The following is a 16,731-nucleotide window of genomic DNA, read 5'->3' as shown; positions in this document are numbered from 1 at the left end:
CGGCCTGTGGACGACCACATTGACATGTTCGAACAGGTGTTCGAACATGGATTCATGACGGGGAGCAAGGCAGCGACGAGCCGGGTCACGGCACTCGACCAGGCACGCCTGCTCCTGGCCCAGGCCAAAGCGCAGAAGGCGGCAGCCGAGGACCACCTCCTCGCCTCACCCGGCCTGCCGGATCCTGGCCATCCCGACTCCTCCCGCCCGGACTCCTCCTACCTGGATTCCGGCCTCCCGGATCCTGCCCGGTTGGCGACGGTCACCGGCTTCGACCCTGATGTCTACCTCGAGTCCACCCGTCCCGATCCGGAGCGGGTTCGCGACGAGCCTGGTGTGCGGCTTGCCTCGGTCGGGGGTGGGGTGACGCGGGTGCCGTCGGTGGTGCGGGTGCAGCAGGCGCTGGATACGGCAGGGGTGGATCGGGAGCTGCCGACACATCCGGCGGTGAGTGAGTTGCTGGCGGGGGCGAGTCTGCGCGGCGGCTCGGTGTACTCCGTGCGTGGCAGTGCCGCTCTGGTGATGGCGCTGATGGCCGGCCCGTCCGCCGAGGGCGCCTGGTGCGGAGTCGTCGGGGTGCCCTCGTTCGGGGCCGAGGCGGCGCGCGGGCTCGGGGTCGACCTGGAGCGGCTCGTGCTGGTCCCGGATCCCGGCCGCGAGTGGCTCAGCGTTGTCGCCGCGCTGGTGGACGCGCTGACAGTGGTGGTCGTCCGGCCGCCCGGTGAGGTGACACCGGGGGAGGCGTCCCGGCTCGCGGCGCGGCTCCGGACCCGCGGGGCCATGCTGATCGCGTACGGCTCCTGGCCCGGCAGTGAGGCCAGGTTCGAGATCGAGAGCAACACCTGGACCGGTCTCGGTGACGGCGAGGGCCTGCTCACCGCCCGCCGGGCCACGGTCGCGGTGACCGGTCGGCGCGCCGCCGTCCGCGCTCGTCGTCATGAGCTCTGGCTTCCTGCCCCCGACGGCGCCATCCGGTCCGCCGAGCCGGCTCGCGAGCAGGCCCCCGGCTGGCAGGAGGAGTGGGTGGAAGAGATCGGCGCGGTGGGCTGATGGGCGGCCGTGGACTCACCCGCACGATGGTGATCTGGGTGCCCGACTGGCCGGTGACGGCGGCCGCGGTGGCGACCGGGCGGTCGCCGGAGGAGCCGATCGTCGTGCTGGAGAAGGGGAAGGTGCTCGCCACCTCCGCCGCCGCGCGGGCCGAAGGGGTGCGGCGCGGGCAGCGGGCCCGGGACGCGCAGTCGCGGTGCCCGGAGCTGGTCGTGCTGAAGTACGACCCGGTGATCGACGCGCGCGCGTTCGACCCGGTGATCGCGTGCCTGGAGGCGATCACTCCGGGCGTGCAGGTGATCCGCCCGGGCATGTGCGCGTTGAAGGCGCGCGGTCCGGCCCGGTTCTACGGCAGCGAGGAGGCGGCGGCGGAGAAGCTGCTCGACCGGTTGGAGACGTTCGACGTGCCGGGCAGCCGGGTCGGGATCGCCGACGGCCCGTTCGCCGCGGAGCAGGCGGCGCGGGCGAGCTCGGCGCGGACCCGGGTGCAGGTGGTGCCGCCGGGCGGATCGCCGGAGTTCCTCGCGCCGTTGTCGGTCGACCTGCTCGAGCAGCCGGAGCTCACGGATCTGTTGCGCCGGTTGGGGCTGCGGTCGTTGGGCGCGTTCGCGCAGCTGTCGGGGACCGAGGTGCTGACCAGGTTCGGGCCCGGAGGTGCCTTCGCCCATCGGCTGGCCGGCGGGTCCGACGATCGCCCGGTGACCGGCCGGGAGGTGCCGCCGGAGCTGACCCGGGCGCTCGACTTCGAGCCGTCCGTGGACCGCGTCGACCAGGTCGCGTTCGCGGTCCGGGCGATCGCCGACGAGCTGATCGCCCGGCTGACCGAGCTCGGCCTGGTGTGTACGACGCTGCGGATCGAGGTCGGCACAGAGTCCGGGCGGATCCACGAGCGGGAGTGGCTGCACCCGCGCTGGTTCACCGCGGCGGACGTGGTGGACCGGGTGCGCTGGCAGTTGCAGGGGAGCGGCACGGCGACCAGCGAGCTGACGTCACCTGTCGTCCGGATCCGATTGATCCCGGGTCAGGCGGATCCGGTCGGCGCGCATGTCGACGGGTTGTGGGGCGGTGGGCCGGACGAGCGGATCCACCGGGCGTTGTCGCGGGTGCAGAGCATGCTCGGTCACGGTGCGGTCGTGTCGGTGGTGATCGGTGGCGGGCGAGGGTTCGCGGAGCGGCAGACGTTGATCCCGTGGGGCGATCCGCCGGTGCCGGCACGACCCCCGGACCAGCCGTGGCCAGGCGCGATCACCGGCGCCGAGCGCTGGCCCACGCCGGCCCCGACCACGATCTTCCCGGACCCGCTCCCCGCCAAGGTCTTCGCCGCCGACGGCACCCAGATAGCAGTCACCGCCCGCGGTGAACTGTCCGGCGTCCCCACCGCGTTCTCCCTGCTGCCCGCCGCCCCCGGCCCCGGCGCAGGTGTCCAAGTTGCCGACAGCAACAAGATCCACCCGATCGTCGCCTGGGCCGGCCCATGGCTCAGCACCGAACGCTGGTGGGATCCCAGCACCGAGTCCCGCCAGGCCCGCTTCCAGTTCCAGACCGCCGACACCCGCGCCTGGCTCTTCACCCTCCACCGAACCACCTGGCAAGCCCAAGCCACCTACGACTGATCAGACGAAGTCGATGCGCATCACCGTGCGGCGGAGCGTCGGGTGGGTTATCTGGTGGAAGCCGGCTTCTTCGAAGGCTTGGTGGGGGCCGACGTGGAGTTCGCCCCAGGTGATGGTTTTGCCGGGCTGGGTGAACATCGGGTAGGCCTCCAGCGCGCGGGCGCCGCGGGTGCGGGCGTGCGGGATCGCGGCGCGGGCGAGGTGATACGTGAGGCCGCGGCCGCGGAAGCCTTTGCGGACCGTCATGCAGGTGACGGCCCAGACGCTCTCGTCGTCCTTGTCCTCGGAGCGGTCCGTCCACGGCACGCGCGACGTCCGCAGCTTCGGGTACGCCGTCCGCGGCTCGACGGCGACCCAGCCGGCCGGCTCACCGTCGACGTACGCGATCAGCCCGGCTGTCGACTTCGCGTCCGGCGTACCGCAGGCGGTCTGGTCCTGGAGTCGCGTCATCCGCTCGTCCAGCGTCGAGTCCCGCCAGATCCACCCGCGGATCTTGAACCGCTGACACTGGCACAGCCCCGCGTCCGTCGTACCGAAGATGGTCTGAAGGTCTCCCCACGGCGCTTCGTTCGCCGGTACGACGGTCACCTGCGTCTCTTCGATCGCCTGCATGGTGAGCACGCTAGTCCTTGTTCCGGACGACCCGCGTCCGGAACTAGATTGATCCGCATGCATCGCAGCCGAGTGTCCACGTTTCTGATCGACGTACGGCGGGACGAGGTGGACGGCGCCGCGGCGTTCTGGTCCGCGGCCCTCGGCGTACGGACGTCGTCGCCGGAGGGCGAACCGCAGTTCATCAGCTTGCACAACGCCATTCCGGGTTACGTCGCCGCGATCCAGTCCGTCGACGACGAGCCCCGGTACCACCTCGACATCGAGACCGACGACGTCGTCGCCGAGGTCGCCCGGCTGACCGAGCTCGGCGCGGTGGAGGTCGCCAGCTGGCAGGGTTGCCACACCCTCAAAGCCCCGGGCGGCCATCTGTTCTGCGTCATCCCGATGCACAGCGATCCGGAGTACTTCGAGCAGCATGCAACGGTCTGGGGGAGCGAATGACCGTCACGGTGCGGGGCCTGGTGCCCGCGTTCCTCGACTTCTGGGCGAGTGCGGACAGGTCCTGGGACGAGTACGTCGAGAAGTACCCGGAGGTCCTCAACGATCTGACCAGATCCGGCCGGGCGCTGCAGTAACCGCAACGGGAGAAGGCGTTCGCGGCATTGCAGGCGCCGTTTTCCGAACAGCCGAGGCCGGAGGGGTCGCCCGGCCCAGCACCAGCTCCGCGGCTGGCTGACGAACAACGACCCCACCGACAACGACCCCGCCGATGCCGTAGTTCCGCGCTAGGCCGGCAGCAGAATCGGCCGTGGGGCACGTGATGCCGGGGCTAGGCTCCGAGACATGACTGAGCTTGCGGCGACGTTCCAGCAGGAGGCGGTAGCGGAGGCCTATCAGCATCGGCCGCCGTACCCGGACGAGGTCTTCGACCGCCTCGAAGCCCTGATCACCGACGAACCACGACGTGTCCTCGACATCGGCGCCGGTGAAGGCGCGCTCGCCCGGCCACTCGCGCCACGGGTCGAGCACGTCGACGCCATCGACTTCTCCGCACCGATGGTCGAGGCCGGCAAGCAGCGCCCCGGCGGCGACCACCCGAACATCAGTTGGCAGGTCAGCGCGATCGAGACCGCCGACCTCGACGGCCCGTACGCATTGGTGACGGCCGGCGCGAGCATCCACTGGATGCCGTGGGAGGAGACGTTCGCGCGGATCGTGCCGCAGCTGACCCCGAATGCCCAGCTCGTCGTCATCGAGCACGGCCCCATCGACATGCCGTGGTGGGACGGCGTCATAAAAGCCATTCAGCGGCACTCACACAAGAAGGACCACGACCCGAAGTACAGCGTTGTCGACGCGATCCGGGACCGCGGCCTCCTCGAGCTCACCGGTACGGCACGAACCGCGCCCGTCACCTACCGCCAGAAGGTCGCCGACTACGTCGAACAGTTCCACTCGACGTCGAGCCTGGCGCGGGACCTGATGACGCCCGAGGAGGCCGCCGACTTCGACGCGACCGTCGAGGAAGCGGTCCGGCCGTACGCGAGGGACGGCGTACTCGAGCTGAAGATCGAGGCCGAGCTCAGCTGGGGCCGGCCGAGAGCTTAGAAGCGCGCGCCTGCAGGTAGCGCTGCTCGGGAAGACTCTGCGTGAGCCGCGCGGCAAGCTCGTACGCCGAGAGCGCGGCAGCCGTATCGCCTGACAGCTCCAGCAGATGAGCGCGCACCGCTGCCAACCGATGGTGACCCTGCAACGCGGCGTCCACATCGTCGAGCTGCGCCAGCCCGGCAGCCGGGCCGTGCACCATCGCGACCGCGACGATCCGGTTCAGCGTCACCATCGGACCCGGCGCGGTCGATTCGAGGAGTTCGTACAGCATCAGGATCTCGCGCCAGTCCGTGTCCTCGGCGCGCGCGGCCGAGTCGTGGACCGCGGCGATCGCCGCCTGCAGCTGGTAGAGCCCGACCGGCGCCGACTGCAAGGTGGACGTGATCAGCTCGGTGCCCTCGGCAATCGCCTTGGCATCCCACAAGGCCCGGTCCTGCTCCGGCAACGGCACCAACGCCCCGTCCGCGGTCGTCCGGGCCGGCCGCCGAGCATCCGTCAGCAACATCAACGCCAGCAGTCCGGCCACTTCACCCTCCGCCGGCAGCAGCGCCCGCAACTGCCGGGTCAGCCGGATCGCCTCCGTGCTCAGCTCGACCCGGTGCAGCGACGTACCGGACGACGCTGTGTAGCCCTCGTTGAAGATCAGATACAGCACATGCAGTACGGCGGCCAGCCGCTCGGGCTGCTCCGACGCCGGCGGCATCACGAATCGCGCACCCTGGAGCTTCGCCTTCGCCCGGCTGATCCGCTGCCCGATCGTTGCCTCCGGCACCAGAAACGCCCGCGCGATCTCACCCGTGGTCAGGCCGCCGACCGCCCGCAGCGTGAGCGCGACCTGCGACTGCGGCGTGAGCGCCGGGTGACAGCACAGCATCAGCAGCGTCAGCGAGTCGTCGACCGACGATGCGGGCTCCGGGTCCGGCGCGACGGCGATGGCCTCCTCCCGCCGCGTCCGCGCCGCCTCACTCCGCAGTACTTCGATCCGCCGCCGCGACGCGACCGTGATCAGCCAGCTCCGCGGATTGGCCGGAACACCTTCGCCCGGCCACTGCAGCGATGCGGCAAGCAGCGCCTCCTGTACGGCGTCCTCGCACGCGTCGAAGTCGCCGTACCGCCGGACCAGCGCGGCCAGCACCTGCGGCGCCTGCTCCCGCAGCAGCTCCTCGATCACGTGAAGGCGCCGAGATCACGCACCGGCCGGACCTCCACGACGCTGAACGGCGCCTCCGGGATCTGCGCGACGATCTCCACCGCGCGGTCCATGGAGTCACAGTCGAGCAGGTAGAACCCGGCCAACTGCTCCTTCACCTCGGCGAACGGCCCGTCCGTCGTCATCGGCTTGCCGTCGCGGACCAGCACCTGCTTCGTCAGCCCCGGGTCGTCCAGCGACTCCGACGCCACGAGCTCCCCGCGCACTGCGAGCGCCTCGTGCAGGCCGGCGTACCCGGCCATGCCTTCCTTCTTCTGCTCGTCGGACAGCGAGTCCCAGACCGCCCGTGACTCCGGGTTCCCGTAGATCAGCACCAAGAACTTCATGATCAGCCCTCCCGTTCCAAGGATCACTCTCGGGTATCGATCGGGTCACCGGTTCGCAGCAGGCATAGCGGGCCGCCGGTGGGCGCGTTCTGGTATCAGGGGAAAGTCGGGGCATGCCCCGGCATGGCCGGGCGTAAACCTGTCGGGGTGCCCCAGTAGAGTTACGACGGGTATCAGGGTGAGAGAGGGAGGGGTCGCGTGCCGGACTTGGAAGTGTCCGACCGGGTTTGGACGATCCCGAACGCGCTCAGCTTCCTCCGGTTGCTGGGTGTGCCGCTGTTCCTGTGGCTGGTGCTCGGCCCGAAGGAGGACGGCTGGGCCCTGCTCGTGCTGGCCGTCTCCGGCTTCACCGACTGGGCCGACGGCCAGATCGCCCGCCGGATGAACCAGACCAGCCGGCTCGGCCAGATGCTCGACCCGGTCGCCGACCGGCTGTACATCTTCGCGACCGTCATCGGCCTGGCGTTGCGCGACATCATCCCGTGGTGGCTGGCGATCGCGCTGCCGCTGCGGGACGTCCTGCTGACGCTGACCCTGCCGGCCCTGCACCGCCGCGGCTTCAACGCGCTGCCGGTGCACTTCCTCGGCAAGTCGGCCACGTTCTGCCTGCTGTACGCGTTCCCGCTGCTCCTGCTCGGCGACGGCGACACCACCCTCAATCTGCTCGCCCGCGTCTTCGGCTGGGCGTTCGCGATCTGGGGGACCGGGCTGTACTACTGGGCCGGCGCGCTGTACTTCGCCCAGCTGCGGCACCTCGTCCAGACGGTGAAGCCGATCAAGGACGCGGCCGGGTAGACCCGTGACACAGCAAGCCCCCCTACAGCCGGCGCAGAAGCCTCGGCGCGTCGACGCGTCGATGTCGCTGCTGAACAACCTGATGGCGCACCCGATCGACGAGGGGTACGCCGTCGCGGCCCGGACCCGCCCGAAGGACGGCGGCAAGACGCTCCGATCCCGGCACCGGGTGATGCTCGTCGCGGCCACGCTCGTGCTCGGCTTCCTGCTCGCGATCGCCGCCTCGCAGAACTACCGCGGCGCGCCCGAGGCGGAGAAGCAGCGCAACGAGCTGATCGACCGCATCAACCAGGCCGACAGCCGGCTGACGGGCCTGCGCAATCACCAGTCCGAGCTCGCCGACGAGGTGCGCCGGTTGCAGGCGAGCGGACTGAGCAACGACAGCACCGGCGCCGCCCTGCAGCAGAAGCTCGACGACCTCGAGCTGCAGACCGGGGCGATCTCGGTCACCGGTCCCGGGCTCAAGGCGGTCATCGATGACGCGAAGAACGCCGACGCCAAAGAGGGCCGGCTGCTCGACGTCGACCTGCAGCAACTGGTCAACGGCCTGTGGACGTCCGGCGCGGAGGCGATCTCGGTGAACGGTCACCGGATCACGTCGCTGACCGCGATCCGCGGCGCGGGCAGCGCGATCACGGTCGACTACAGCTCGCTGACCCCGCCGTACACGGTGCTCGCGATCGGGGACACCGCGACCATGCCGGCCCGGTTCGCGCAGAGCTCGGGCGGTCGATGGGTGCAGTACCTGGTCAGCAACTTCGATGTCCGGATGACGATCACGACGGAGGACTCCTTGCTGGTGCCGGCCGATGCGACCATCGCGTTGCGCTACGCGAAAGTGAGCTCGAGATGATCGCCGTACTCGGACTGGTGATCGGCGTCGTGATCGGTCTGCTGGTCGCGCCCGACGTGCCGGACTGGGCCCAGCCCTACCTGCCGATCGCGGTCGTGGCCGCGCTCGACGCGGTGTTCGGGGCGCTCCGGGCGTTCCTGGACGGGATCTTCGACGACAAGGTGTTCGTCGTGTCCTTCGTCTCCAACGTGCTGATCGCGGCCCTGATCGTCTACCTCGGTGACCAGCTCGGCGTCGGGTCGCAGCTGTCCACCGGCGTGGTCGTCGTGCTCGGCATCCGGATCTTCACCAACATGGCGGCCATCCGTCGCCACATCTTCCGGGCCTGACCATGAGCGACGAGAAGCCGGCGACGCCGGACAACCCGGACAAGGCAGACAAGGCAGACAAGGCCGCGGAGCCGGTCGAGCCGCCGCAGCCCCGGACGCCGACGCCGATGCCGAAGCCGAAGACGCCCAACCTGGCGTTGCGGCGGCTCAAGGCCGGGTTCAAACCGTCCCGCGGACAGGCGATCGTGGCCGTCGTACTGGCGCTGGTCGCCTGCGTCGCCGTGGTCCAGGTCCGGGTGAACCGCGCCGACGACGGCTACCAGAACGCCCGCCGCGAGGACCTGATCGCGATCCTGGACGGCCTCGGCCAGAACACCCGCCGGCTGGAGAGCGAGATCGCCGACCTCGAGGAGCGGAAGAACTCGCTGTCCTCCAGCGCTGACAAGGCGCAGACCGCCCGTGAGCAGGCCGAGGCCCAGGTCCGCACCCTCGGCATCCTGGCCGGTACGCTGCCCGCGACAGGTCCCGGTGTCCGGATCACGCTGAACGACCCGCAGGGCAAGATGACCTCGAGCAACCTGCTGGACGCGATCGAGGAGCTGCGTGACGCGGGCGCCGAGGCGATCCAGATCAACGGGTTGGTCCGGGTGGTCGCGAGCACCGACTTCGTGGACGATCCGCCGGGGATCCAGATCGACGGCCGGAAGGTCAACTCGCCGTACGTCATCGAGGCGATCGGGGACTCGCACAACCTGGCCGAGGCCGCCAACTTCCCCGGCGGGCTGGTCAGCGAGGTGACCGGTCCGCAGATCGGCGGCACGGCCGAGGTGAACGAGCTGCCGACCGTCCTCGTGTCCGCCTTGCACGCGTCGGAGGAGCATCGTTACGCTCGCCCGGCGCCCAGCCCGACCAAGTAGCTGTTCTCCTTGAGTGAAAGAGGACCGAAGGTGTACCCCGAAGACCTGAAGTACACGGCCGAGCACGAGTGGCTGAAGGCCGGTAGCGACGGACCGGTGCGGGTCGGCATCACCGACTTCGCGCAGGACCAGCTCGGCGACATCGTGTACGTGCAACTGCCCGACGTCGGCAGCACCGTGCGGGCCGGCGACGCGTGTGGCGAGCTGGAGTCGACCAAGAGCGTGAGCGACCTGTTCGCCCCGGTGAACGGCACCGTGACCGCGGTGAACGAGGCACTCGCCGACCAGCCCGACCTGGTGAACAGCGACCCGTACGGCGAGGGCTGGCTGCTGGACATCGAGGTCGAGGACGCGGCCGAGGTCGCGGCGCTGATGGATGCCGATGCCTATCAGGGACAGCTCGACCAGAACTGATAGGTTTTGGGACCTCAACTGCTGGTCGAGGGTTGAGGTCCCCTCATCTTGTTCCAGCACGTCACACTGTTCATACGGGGTCTATCGAAAACGTCGCCGGACACCCGGCGATCGGGAGGATCACAGCATGCCGTTCTGCAACCAGTGCGGGCACGAGAACTCCGAGGGCAGCAGGTTCTGCTCGCAGTGCGGAGCGATGCTGCCTGGCGCGGACCGCCCGGCGGCAGCCCCGGCGACCCCTCAGCCGACGCCGGGAGTCACCGACACCGCGATGCTGACGCCGATCGGCGCGGAGCCGGAGCCGGAGCAGACCGGTGAGCCGCTCTCGGCCGACGACGAGGCCGCCGTCGGCGCACTGCCGGCCGGATCCGCCCTGCTGATCGTCCAGCGCGGGCCGAACGCGGGCAGCCGCTTCCTGCTCGACGTCGACGTGGTCACCGCCGGCCGCCACCCGGACAGCGACATCTTCCTCGACGACGTGACCGTGTCCCGCCGGCACGCGGAGTTCCGTCGCGACTCCTACGGCGTGAAGGTCCGCGACGTCGGCAGCCTCAACGGCACCTACGTGAACCGCGACCGGATCGACGAGGTCCAGCTGAACAACGGCGACGAGGTTCAGATCGGCAAGTACCGGCTGGTGTACTACGCCAGTGGCCAAGCCTGATCCCACCGCCGACAGGCCTGCGGACGGCCGCGGCATCGGCCAGGTGCTGCAGCTGCTGCAGGCCGAGTTCGCCGATGTCACGATCTCCAAGATCCGGTTCCTCGAGGCCGAGGGGCTGGTGACCCCGGCCCGGACCGCGTCGGGGTACCGCAAGTTCAGCCCCGCGGACGTCGAGCGGCTGAGGTACGTGCTGGCCGCGCAACGCGACCAGTACCTGCCGCTGAAGGTGATCAAGGAGCATCTCGGCGCGATCGACCGCGGGCTGCGTCCCGCCGCCGCCGGCCCACCGGTCGCGCCGGCCTCGTTGCCGCAGACCCCCGGTCAGCCGGTCGCGGACGACTTCGGTGCCGCGGGCACCGAGCTGCGGCTGACCCGGGACGAGCTGCGGGCCGCGGCCGGCGTACCGGCCGAGCTGCTCGCCGAGCTGGAGAGCCACGGGCTGGTGGTGGCCAGCGGCAACCACTACGGCGGCGACGCGATCGTCATCGCCCAGGTCGCCGCGGAGCTGGCCGGCTACGGCCTCGAGCCCCGGCACCTGCGCGCTTTCCGTACGGCGGCCGATCGCGAGGTCGGCCTGATCGAGCAGGTCACCGGTCCTCGGCGTACCGAACAGACCGAGGAACTGGCCGCCCTGACCGTCCGCCTGCATACCGCGCTGGTCCGATCCCGCCTGCCGCGTCCATAGGCAACCCCGCGGGCCTACTCGGGGCTTCCCTGCGGAGTAGGCTGAAGGTGTGCGCGAAGTCGACGTGGTCGGAGTCCGGGTGGAGATGCCCTCGAGTCAGCCGATCGTGCTGCTGAAAGAGGTCGGCGGGGAGCGGTACCTGCCGATCTGGATCGGTGCCGCTGAGGCAAGTGCGATCGCTTTCGCCCAGCAGGGCATGGAGCCGCCCCGGCCGCTGACCCACGATCTGTTCGCCGAGACCATCCGGGTGCTCGGGCACACGCTCAGCCAGGTCCGGATCGTGAACCTGAACGACGGTGTGTTCGAGGCCATCCTGGTCTTCGACGACAAGACCGAGATCTCTGCCCGCCCGTCGGACTCGATCGCGCTCGCGCTGCGCACCGGCACCCCGGTGTTCTGCGCCGAGGAGATCCTGGCCGAGGCCGGCATCCCGGTTCCGGAGAGTGAGACCGACGACACCGACGAGGTGGTGGAGGAAGAGGAGGTCGAGCGGTTCCGGGAGTTCCTCGACCAGGTGACTCCGGAGGACTTCGACAAGAGTTGACGCCCGGAGTTTTGGCCCCGGGTGGTACAAGAGCGGCTTGGTAACGATTCGTACGGCGGTCGCGACACGCTCCCGGCTCGATGCGGTTGTCGTTGACCCGGTTGGGGCGGCGGCTTACCGTGAAGGAGTCGTGGGGTGCTGTCACTCCACGGAGATGGCTCGTTCCAGTCGGTATCCAGGGAGGCTCAGGCGTGACACGCACCGGCGACACGGATCTGACGGCGCAGTCGACGTCCGACGCGCACGCCGAGGCTGTGGCAGCTGCTACGGCCACCGCCGGCGTCCAGGGTCTGCTGTTCGACGACGACCTGCGGCCGATGCCGGAGGACGTCGGGTTCCGGGGACCGACGGCCTGCGCCGCGGCCGGGATCACCTACCGGCAGCTCGACTACTGGGCACGGACCGGTCTGGTCTCGCCGTCGGTTCGCCCGGCGACCGGCTCCGGGACGCAGCGGTTGTACGGTTTCCGTGATGTCTTGTTGCTGAAGGTGATCAAGCGGCTGCTCGACGCCGGGATCTCGCTGCAGCAGATCCGGACCGCGATCGCGCACCTCAGCAAGCGCGGCTTCGACGACCTGACCCAGATCACGCTGATGAGCGACGGCGCTTCGGTGTACATGTGCTCCTCGCCCGACGAGGTGATCGATCTGCTGGCCGGCGGCCAGGGCGTGTTCGGTATCGCGCTCGGCGGCGTCTGGCGCGAGGTCGAGGGTTCGCTGTCCGAGCTGCCCACGGAGCGTGCTGACGGTCACGACGAAGGGGACTCCGACGGCCACGCCGGCGACGAGCTCGCCGCCCGCCGTCGCGCCCGGATGACCGGCTGACCTAGCTCTGCCCGTAGATTTACCCCTGTGCGCCCACTCACTGCTGACTCGCTCCGCGGTGTGTGGGCGACTTTGTTGCTGCCCCTGAACGTGGACGACTCGATCGACTTCGGCCGTCTCGAGTCCCAACTCGCCGTGCTCGAAGCCAGCGAGCTGGACGGGCTGTATGCGCACGGGACGGCGGGGGAGTTCCAGACGCTGACCGAGGACGAGTTCGACCGGATCAACTCCTTGCTCGCGGGGTCCAGCAAACCGTTCCAGATCGGCGCGAGTCATCCGTCGGCGCAGGTCCAGCTGTCGCGGGTCGAGCGGGCGGCGAAGCTGGCGCCTGGTGCGATCCAGGTGATCGTCCCGGACTGGCTTCCGCTGAATGCGCGTGAGGTGCCGGCCTTCCTCCAACGGGTGGCAGACGTGGCAGGGGAGGTGCCGCTCGTCCTGTACAACCCGCCGCACGCGAAGACGGCTGTTGCGCCGCGGCAGCTGTGCGAGCTGGCCGAGGCAGTGCCGAGTTTGATCGGGTTGAAGACTGCCGGTGGGGACAAGGCCTGGTTCGACGAGGCGACTCGGTCCGGGCTGGCGATCTTCGTACCCGGCCACTTGCTGGCGAGTATGTCGTCACTCGGTGCGCACGGCAGCTACTCGAACGTCGCCGCCCTGTCGCCCACCGGCGCCGTACGGACCGCGCACGATCTGGACGTCGAGCGGCGGATCGCGGAGTTCTTCGCCGCTCACGTCGTACCACTCCAGACGATCGGCCTGTCGAACCCGGCGCTGGACAAGTTCCTCGCCGCGGTCGGTGACTGGGCCGACGTCGGCACCCGCGTCCGCTGGCCGATGCAGTCGGCCACCGCGGAGCAGGTCGACGCCGCGCGGCCGGTCGCCCGCCGGCTGCTGCCCGAACTGTTCGAGGATTCCTGGTAGCCTCGTTTCAGCCGTACACAGCACTCGGGAGAGACCCGTGTCATCGGGCGCCGAAGGGGCAATTCCTCCCCGGAACCTCTCAGGCCCATGGACCGAGTGCCACAGGCGACTCTGGAGCGCGGTCAGTGGCGTGACAGAGGGGGAGGCTACGAAGCACAGCCAGCAACGGAGCCTCTGATGACCGAACTGTCCGCAATCTTCGCCGACCGCCACATCGGGCCACGCCCGGACGAGGTCGCGCGCATGGTGCAGCTTCTCGGGTACGCCGACGTCGACGCGCTGGTCGATGCCGCCGTACCGGACTCGATCCGGTCGGCCGAGCCGCTCCGGCTGCCTGAGCCCGCGTCGGAGGTCGACGCGCTGACCGAGCTCCGCCAGCTCGCGGCCCGCAACAACGTCGCCACCTCGATGATCGGCCAGGGGTACTACGGCACCTTCACGCCCTCCGTCATCGTCCGCCGCCTGGTCGAGAACCCGGCCTGGTACACCGCGTACACGCCGTACCAGCCGGAGATCTCCCAGGGCCGCCTCGAGGCGCTGCTGAACTTCCAGACGGTCGTGTCCGACCTGACCGGTCTGCCGACCGCGAACGCGTCGCTGCTCGACGAGGGCACGGCGGCCGCCGAGGGGATGACGCTGGCTCATCGCTCGAACAAGAAGAGCACTTCCGACCGCTTCCTGGTCGACGCCGACTGCTTCGCCCAGACCATCGCCGTTGTACAGACCCGGGCCGAGGCGCTCGGCATCGAGGTCGTCGTCGCCGACACTACTGAGGGCCTGCCGGAGGGCGACTTCTTCGGTCTCCTCGTGCAGTACCCGGGCTCCAACGGCGCCGTCCGCGACCTCAAGCCGCTGATCGAGGCAGCGCACGGGCGCGACACGTTGGTTGCCGTGGCCTCCGATCTGCTCGCGCTGACGTTGCTCGAGGCACCGGGTGAGGCCGGCGCCGACATCGTCATCGGCTCGTCGCAGCGCTTCGGCGTACCGCTGTTCTACGGCGGCCCGCACGCCGGCTTCATGTCCGTGCGGTCCGGCCTCGAGCGGTCGTTACCCGGTCGCCTCGTCGGCGTTTCGGTCGACGCGGACGGCTCCCCGGCGTACCGGCTGGCGCTGCAGACCCGCGAGCAGCACATCCGCCGCGAGAAGGCGACCTCCAACATCTGCACGGCGCAGGTCCTGCTGGCCGTGGTCGCGTCGATGTACGCCGTCTACCACGGGCCGGACGGCCTTCGTGTGATCGCCGAGCGCGTGCACCACTACGCCGGCAAGCTGGCCGCGTCGCTGCGCGCGGGTGGGGTCGAGGTCGTGCACGACGACTTCTTCGACACCGTGCTCGCCCGCGTGCCGGGTCAGGCCGCCGACGTGGTCGACGCCGCCCGGCAGAACGGCATCTGGCTGCGGCTCGTCGACGCGGACCACGTCGGCGTCTCCTGCGACGAGAAGACCGACGTCGCCACGCTGACGCGGGTCTGCCAGTCCTTCGGTGCGCAGTACGACGACGGGCTGACCGCTTCCGACATCGCGGTACCGCGGACGACGGAGTACCTGACGCACCCGGTCTTCAACACGCACCGGTCCGAGACGGCGATGCTGCGGTACCTGCGCAAGCTGTCCGACAAGGACTACGCGCTCGACCGCGGGATGATCCCGCTCGGGTCCTGCACGATGAAGCTGAACGCGACCACCGAGATGGAGCCGGTCACCTGGCCGGAGTTCGCCGACCTGCACCCGTTCGCGCCGGTCGAGGACGCCGCCGGGTACGTGACGCTGATCGGTCAGCTGGAGCGCTGGCTGGCGGAGGTCACCGGCTACGCGAAGGTCTCGATCCAGCCGAACGCCGGCTCGCAGGGTGAGCTCGCCGGTCTGCTCGCGATCCGCGGGTACCACCACGGGCGCGGCGACCAGGACCGGAACGTCTGCCTGATCCCGGCCTCGGCACACGGCACCAACGCCGCCTCCGCGGTGATGGCCGGCATGAAGGTGGTTGTTGTCAAGGGCAACGACGACGGCACGATCGACCTCGACGACCTGCGTGCCAAGGCCTCCGAGCACGCCGCGCGGCTCGCGGCGATCATGATCACGTACCCGTCGACGCACGGTGTCTACGAGGAGAGCGTGCGCGAGGTCTGCTCGATCGTCCACGAGCACGGCGGGCAGGTGTACGTCGACGGCGCGAACCTGAACGCCCTGCTCGGGCTGGCCAAGCCGGGTGAATTCGGCGGCGACGTCAGCCACCTGAACCTGCACAAGACGTTCTGCATCCCGCACGGCGGTGGCGGTCCGGGGGTCGGCCCGGTCGCGGTCGCCGCGCACCTGGCGCCGTACCTGCCGAACCACCCGCTGCTCGATCAGGCCGGCCCCGAGTCGGGTGTCGGGCCGATCAGCGCGGCGCCGTTCGGGTCCGCGGGCGTACTGGCGATCTCGTGGGCGTACATCCGGATGATGGGCGCCTCCGGACTGACCGAGGCGACCAAGACCGCCGTACTGAGCGCGAACTACGTGGCGAAGCGGCTCGAGGGCGCGTTCCCGGTGCTGTACACGGGGGAGAACGGTCTGGTCGCGCACGAGTGCATCCTCGATCTGCGGCCGATGACGAAGGAGACCGGGATCTCGGTCGACGACGTCGCCAAGCGGCTGATCGACTACGGCTTCCACGCGCCGACGATGTCGTTCCCGGTCGCGGGCACGCTGATGGTCGAGCCGACGGAGTCCGAGGACCTGGGCGAACTCGACCGCTTCTGCGACGCGATGATCGCCATCCGCCACGAGATCGACCGCGTCGCCGCCGGCGAATGGCCCGCCGCCGACAACCCGCTGGTGAACGCGCCCCACACCGCCGAATCCGTCATCAACGACAAGTGGGAACACGCCTACACCCGCGAAGACGCCGCCTTCCCCCGCTCCGTCGACCGCGCCTCGAAGTACTGGCCCCCGGTCCGCCGAATCGACGGCGCCTACGGCGACCGCAACCTAATCTGCTCCTGCCCCTCCCCAGAAGCCTTCGAGTAGAAGGCAAGGGAAAGAAAAAACAAGAACAAGAGAAGTTAACAAAGGAGACTGTTCAGAAGTCTTGACTGAGCCTTCTGAGAACAGATTGAAGAAGAGTGGTGGCCGGGCTCCAATGATCGGGCGGAAATTTCTCGCGTGCGGCCAGCGTGTCATAGACGCAGATCGACCCCACCGGGCCGCCGGCGCTGGGCTTGTACCGGCAGGTGGTGATGGTGCTGCCGTACATGCGGCTCGCCGCCGCTACCGACGGCACCCTGCTCGCGGGAGAAGGATTACAGAGTGATGGCTGGCTGCGGTGGTCGGCCGGAGGTTTGGCTGTATTTGGCCGGCGGGCCGCAGCAGCCTACCGGAACATAATTGCCACTGAGCGCGAACTTCTTACCGAAAAGCGGCCGCCGCGCCGGTTCTGGATACCCTCAAAGATAGCCCGGAGGACTCGTTACCCACCGGATCGGATCGGCTGCTGCATGAGGC

19 protein-coding genes and 1 riboswitch are annotated in these 16,731 nt (G+C 69.6%); of the genes, 16 read left to right on the top strand and 3 right to left on the bottom strand.

Going from position 1 to position 16,731, the window contains the following annotated elements; translation table 11 throughout:
• Positions 1-54: 54 nt before the first annotated feature.
• Together ACIA58_RS11875 and ACIA58_RS11870 are read left to right on the top strand one after the other, a co-directional pair.
• Positions 55-1,050 (top strand): hypothetical protein, encoded by a 996-nt coding sequence (locus ACIA58_RS11875; protein ID WP_396403617.1) that lies wholly within the window; start codon positions 55-57, stop codon positions 1,048-1,050.
• Positions 1,050-2,663, top strand: a complete 1,614-nt coding sequence (locus ACIA58_RS11870) for a DNA polymerase Y family protein (protein WP_396403616.1) — start codon at positions 1,050-1,052, stop codon at positions 2,661-2,663. The genes ACIA58_RS11875 and ACIA58_RS11870 overlap by 1 nt, the downstream gene beginning before the upstream one ends.
• Here ACIA58_RS11870 and ACIA58_RS11865 read toward each other — a convergent pair whose 3' ends face one another.
• Positions 2,664-3,275 (bottom strand): GNAT family N-acetyltransferase, encoded by a 612-nt coding sequence (locus ACIA58_RS11865; RefSeq protein ID WP_396403615.1) that lies wholly within the window; start codon positions 3,273-3,275, stop codon positions 2,664-2,666. It lies immediately after the preceding gene.
• Positions 3,276-3,332: 57 nt separating this feature from the next.
• On the opposite strand from ACIA58_RS11865, the gene ACIA58_RS11860 reads away from it, so the two are divergent.
• The 3 genes from ACIA58_RS11860 to ACIA58_RS11850 all read left to right on the top strand — a co-directional run bounded on the left by ACIA58_RS11860 (position 3,333) and on the right by ACIA58_RS11850 (position 4,826).
• Positions 3,333-3,719 (top strand): VOC family protein, encoded by a 387-nt coding sequence (locus ACIA58_RS11860; protein ID WP_396403614.1) that lies wholly within the window; start codon positions 3,333-3,335, stop codon positions 3,717-3,719.
• Positions 3,716-3,853 (top strand): hypothetical protein, encoded by a 138-nt coding sequence (locus ACIA58_RS11855; protein ID WP_396403613.1) that lies wholly within the window; start codon positions 3,716-3,718, stop codon positions 3,851-3,853. The genes ACIA58_RS11860 and ACIA58_RS11855 overlap by 4 nt, the downstream gene beginning before the upstream one ends.
• A gap of 208 nt (positions 3,854-4,061) precedes the next feature.
• Positions 4,062-4,826, top strand: coding sequence for a class I SAM-dependent methyltransferase (locus tag ACIA58_RS11850; RefSeq protein WP_396403612.1), 765 nt, complete (start codon positions 4,062-4,064; stop codon positions 4,824-4,826).
• Here ACIA58_RS11850 and ACIA58_RS11845 read toward each other — a convergent pair.
• Together ACIA58_RS11845 and ACIA58_RS11840 are read right to left on the bottom strand one after the other, a co-directional pair.
• Positions 4,801-5,997, bottom strand: a complete 1,197-nt coding sequence (locus ACIA58_RS11845) for an RNA polymerase sigma factor (protein WP_396403611.1) — start codon at positions 5,995-5,997, stop codon at positions 4,801-4,803. The genes ACIA58_RS11850 and ACIA58_RS11845 overlap by 26 nt on opposite strands.
• Positions 5,994-6,362: a YciI family protein gene (locus ACIA58_RS11840; RefSeq protein WP_396403610.1), complete on the bottom strand. Its 369-nt coding sequence runs from the start codon at positions 6,360-6,362 to the stop codon at positions 5,994-5,996. The genes ACIA58_RS11845 and ACIA58_RS11840 overlap by 4 nt, the downstream gene beginning before the upstream one ends.
• A 198-nt stretch (positions 6,363-6,560) precedes the next feature.
• On the opposite strand from ACIA58_RS11840, the gene ACIA58_RS11835 reads away from it, so the two are divergent.
• From ACIA58_RS11835 to gcvP, 11 genes are all read left to right on the top strand, one after another.
• The gene (locus ACIA58_RS11835) at positions 6,561-7,157 is read left to right on the top strand and encodes a CDP-alcohol phosphatidyltransferase family protein (protein ID WP_396403609.1); all 597 of its coding nucleotides are present in this window, start codon (positions 6,561-6,563) and stop codon (positions 7,155-7,157) included.
• 4 nt (positions 7,158-7,161) lie between these two features.
• Positions 7,162-8,010 carry a DUF881 domain-containing protein gene (locus ACIA58_RS11830; protein WP_396403608.1) on the top strand — a complete coding sequence of 283 codons (849 nt, stop codon included), beginning with the start codon at positions 7,162-7,164 and terminating at the stop codon, positions 8,008-8,010.
• Positions 8,007-8,339, top strand: coding sequence for a small basic family protein (locus ACIA58_RS11825; protein ID WP_012920789.1), 333 nt, complete (start codon positions 8,007-8,009; stop codon positions 8,337-8,339). Before ACIA58_RS11830 ends, ACIA58_RS11825 begins: the two co-directional genes overlap by 4 nt.
• Before the next feature lie 2 nt (positions 8,340-8,341).
• Positions 8,342-9,196 carry a DUF881 domain-containing protein gene (locus tag ACIA58_RS11820; protein WP_396403607.1) on the top strand — a complete coding sequence of 285 codons (855 nt, stop codon included), beginning with the start codon at positions 8,342-8,344 and terminating at the stop codon, positions 9,194-9,196.
• A 30-nt stretch (positions 9,197-9,226) separates the two neighbouring features.
• Complete coding sequence (gcvH, locus tag ACIA58_RS11815) at positions 9,227-9,610, top strand: glycine cleavage system protein GcvH (RefSeq protein WP_396403606.1); 384 nt, start codon at positions 9,227-9,229, stop codon at positions 9,608-9,610.
• A 127-nt stretch (positions 9,611-9,737) separates the two neighbouring features.
• Positions 9,738-10,274, top strand: a complete 537-nt coding sequence (locus ACIA58_RS11810; protein WP_396403605.1) for an FHA domain-containing protein — start codon at positions 9,738-9,740, stop codon at positions 10,272-10,274.
• Complete coding sequence (locus tag ACIA58_RS11805; protein WP_396403604.1) at positions 10,261-10,959, top strand: MerR family transcriptional regulator; 699 nt, start codon at positions 10,261-10,263, stop codon at positions 10,957-10,959. The genes ACIA58_RS11810 and ACIA58_RS11805 overlap by 14 nt, the downstream gene beginning before the upstream one ends.
• 49 nt (positions 10,960-11,008) lie before the next feature.
• Entirely contained in the window at positions 11,009-11,503 is a 495-nt protein-coding gene (locus ACIA58_RS11800; protein ID WP_396403603.1) for a bifunctional nuclease family protein, read from the top strand.
• Positions 11,504-11,820: 317 nt separating this feature from the next.
• Positions 11,821-12,327, top strand: coding sequence for a MerR family transcriptional regulator (locus tag ACIA58_RS11795; RefSeq protein ID WP_233714804.1), 507 nt, complete (start codon positions 11,821-11,823; stop codon positions 12,325-12,327).
• 27 nt (positions 12,328-12,354) lie between these two features.
• The gene (locus tag ACIA58_RS11790) at positions 12,355-13,248 is read left to right on the top strand and encodes a dihydrodipicolinate synthase family protein (RefSeq protein ID WP_396403602.1); all 894 of its coding nucleotides are present in this window, start codon (positions 12,355-12,357) and stop codon (positions 13,246-13,248) included.
• A 15-nt stretch (positions 13,249-13,263) separates the two neighbouring features.
• Positions 13,264-13,353, top strand: a riboswitch (glycine riboswitch).
• A 72-nt stretch (positions 13,354-13,425) separates the two neighbouring features.
• The gene (gene gcvP, locus ACIA58_RS11785; RefSeq protein WP_396403601.1) at positions 13,426-16,257 is read left to right on the top strand and encodes an aminomethyl-transferring glycine dehydrogenase; all 2,832 of its coding nucleotides are present in this window, start codon (positions 13,426-13,428) and stop codon (positions 16,255-16,257) included.
• The last annotated feature ends 474 nt before the right edge of the window (positions 16,258-16,731 follow it).

Origin of the sequence: Kribbella sp. NPDC051586 (genome assembly GCF_044453965.1) — a bacterium.
GTDB lineage: Bacteria > Actinomycetota > Actinomycetes > Propionibacteriales > Kribbellaceae > Kribbella.
Note: the sequence above shows the minus strand (reverse complement) of the source record. Positions and strands in the feature narration are given on the sequence as shown.

Coding starts and splice junctions, on each gene's coding strand:
- ACIA58_RS11875 (WP_396403617.1), top strand. CDS start 55: ATGACGGGGAGCAAGGCAGCGACGAGCCGGGTCACGGCACTCGACCAG.
- ACIA58_RS11870 (WP_396403616.1), top strand. CDS start 1,050: ATGGGCGGCCGTGGACTCACCCGCACGATGGTGATCTGGGTGCCCGAC.
- ACIA58_RS11865 (WP_396403615.1), bottom strand. CDS start 3,275: ATGCAGGCGATCGAAGAGACGCAGGTGACCGTCGTACCGGCGAACGAA.
- ACIA58_RS11860 (WP_396403614.1), top strand. CDS start 3,333: ATGCATCGCAGCCGAGTGTCCACGTTTCTGATCGACGTACGGCGGGAC.
- ACIA58_RS11855 (WP_396403613.1), top strand. CDS start 3,716: ATGACCGTCACGGTGCGGGGCCTGGTGCCCGCGTTCCTCGACTTCTGG.
- ACIA58_RS11850 (WP_396403612.1), top strand. CDS start 4,062: ATGACTGAGCTTGCGGCGACGTTCCAGCAGGAGGCGGTAGCGGAGGCC.
- ACIA58_RS11840 (WP_396403610.1), bottom strand. CDS start 6,362: ATGAAGTTCTTGGTGCTGATCTACGGGAACCCGGAGTCACGGGCGGTC.
- ACIA58_RS11825 (WP_012920789.1), top strand. CDS start 8,007: ATGATCGCCGTACTCGGACTGGTGATCGGCGTCGTGATCGGTCTGCTG.
- ACIA58_RS11820 (WP_396403607.1), top strand. CDS start 8,342: ATGAGCGACGAGAAGCCGGCGACGCCGGACAACCCGGACAAGGCAGAC.
- ACIA58_RS11810 (WP_396403605.1), top strand. CDS start 9,738: ATGCCGTTCTGCAACCAGTGCGGGCACGAGAACTCCGAGGGCAGCAGG.
- ACIA58_RS11795 (WP_233714804.1), top strand. CDS start 11,821: ATGCCGGAGGACGTCGGGTTCCGGGGACCGACGGCCTGCGCCGCGGCC.
- gcvP (WP_396403601.1), top strand. CDS start 13,426: ATGACCGAACTGTCCGCAATCTTCGCCGACCGCCACATCGGGCCACGC.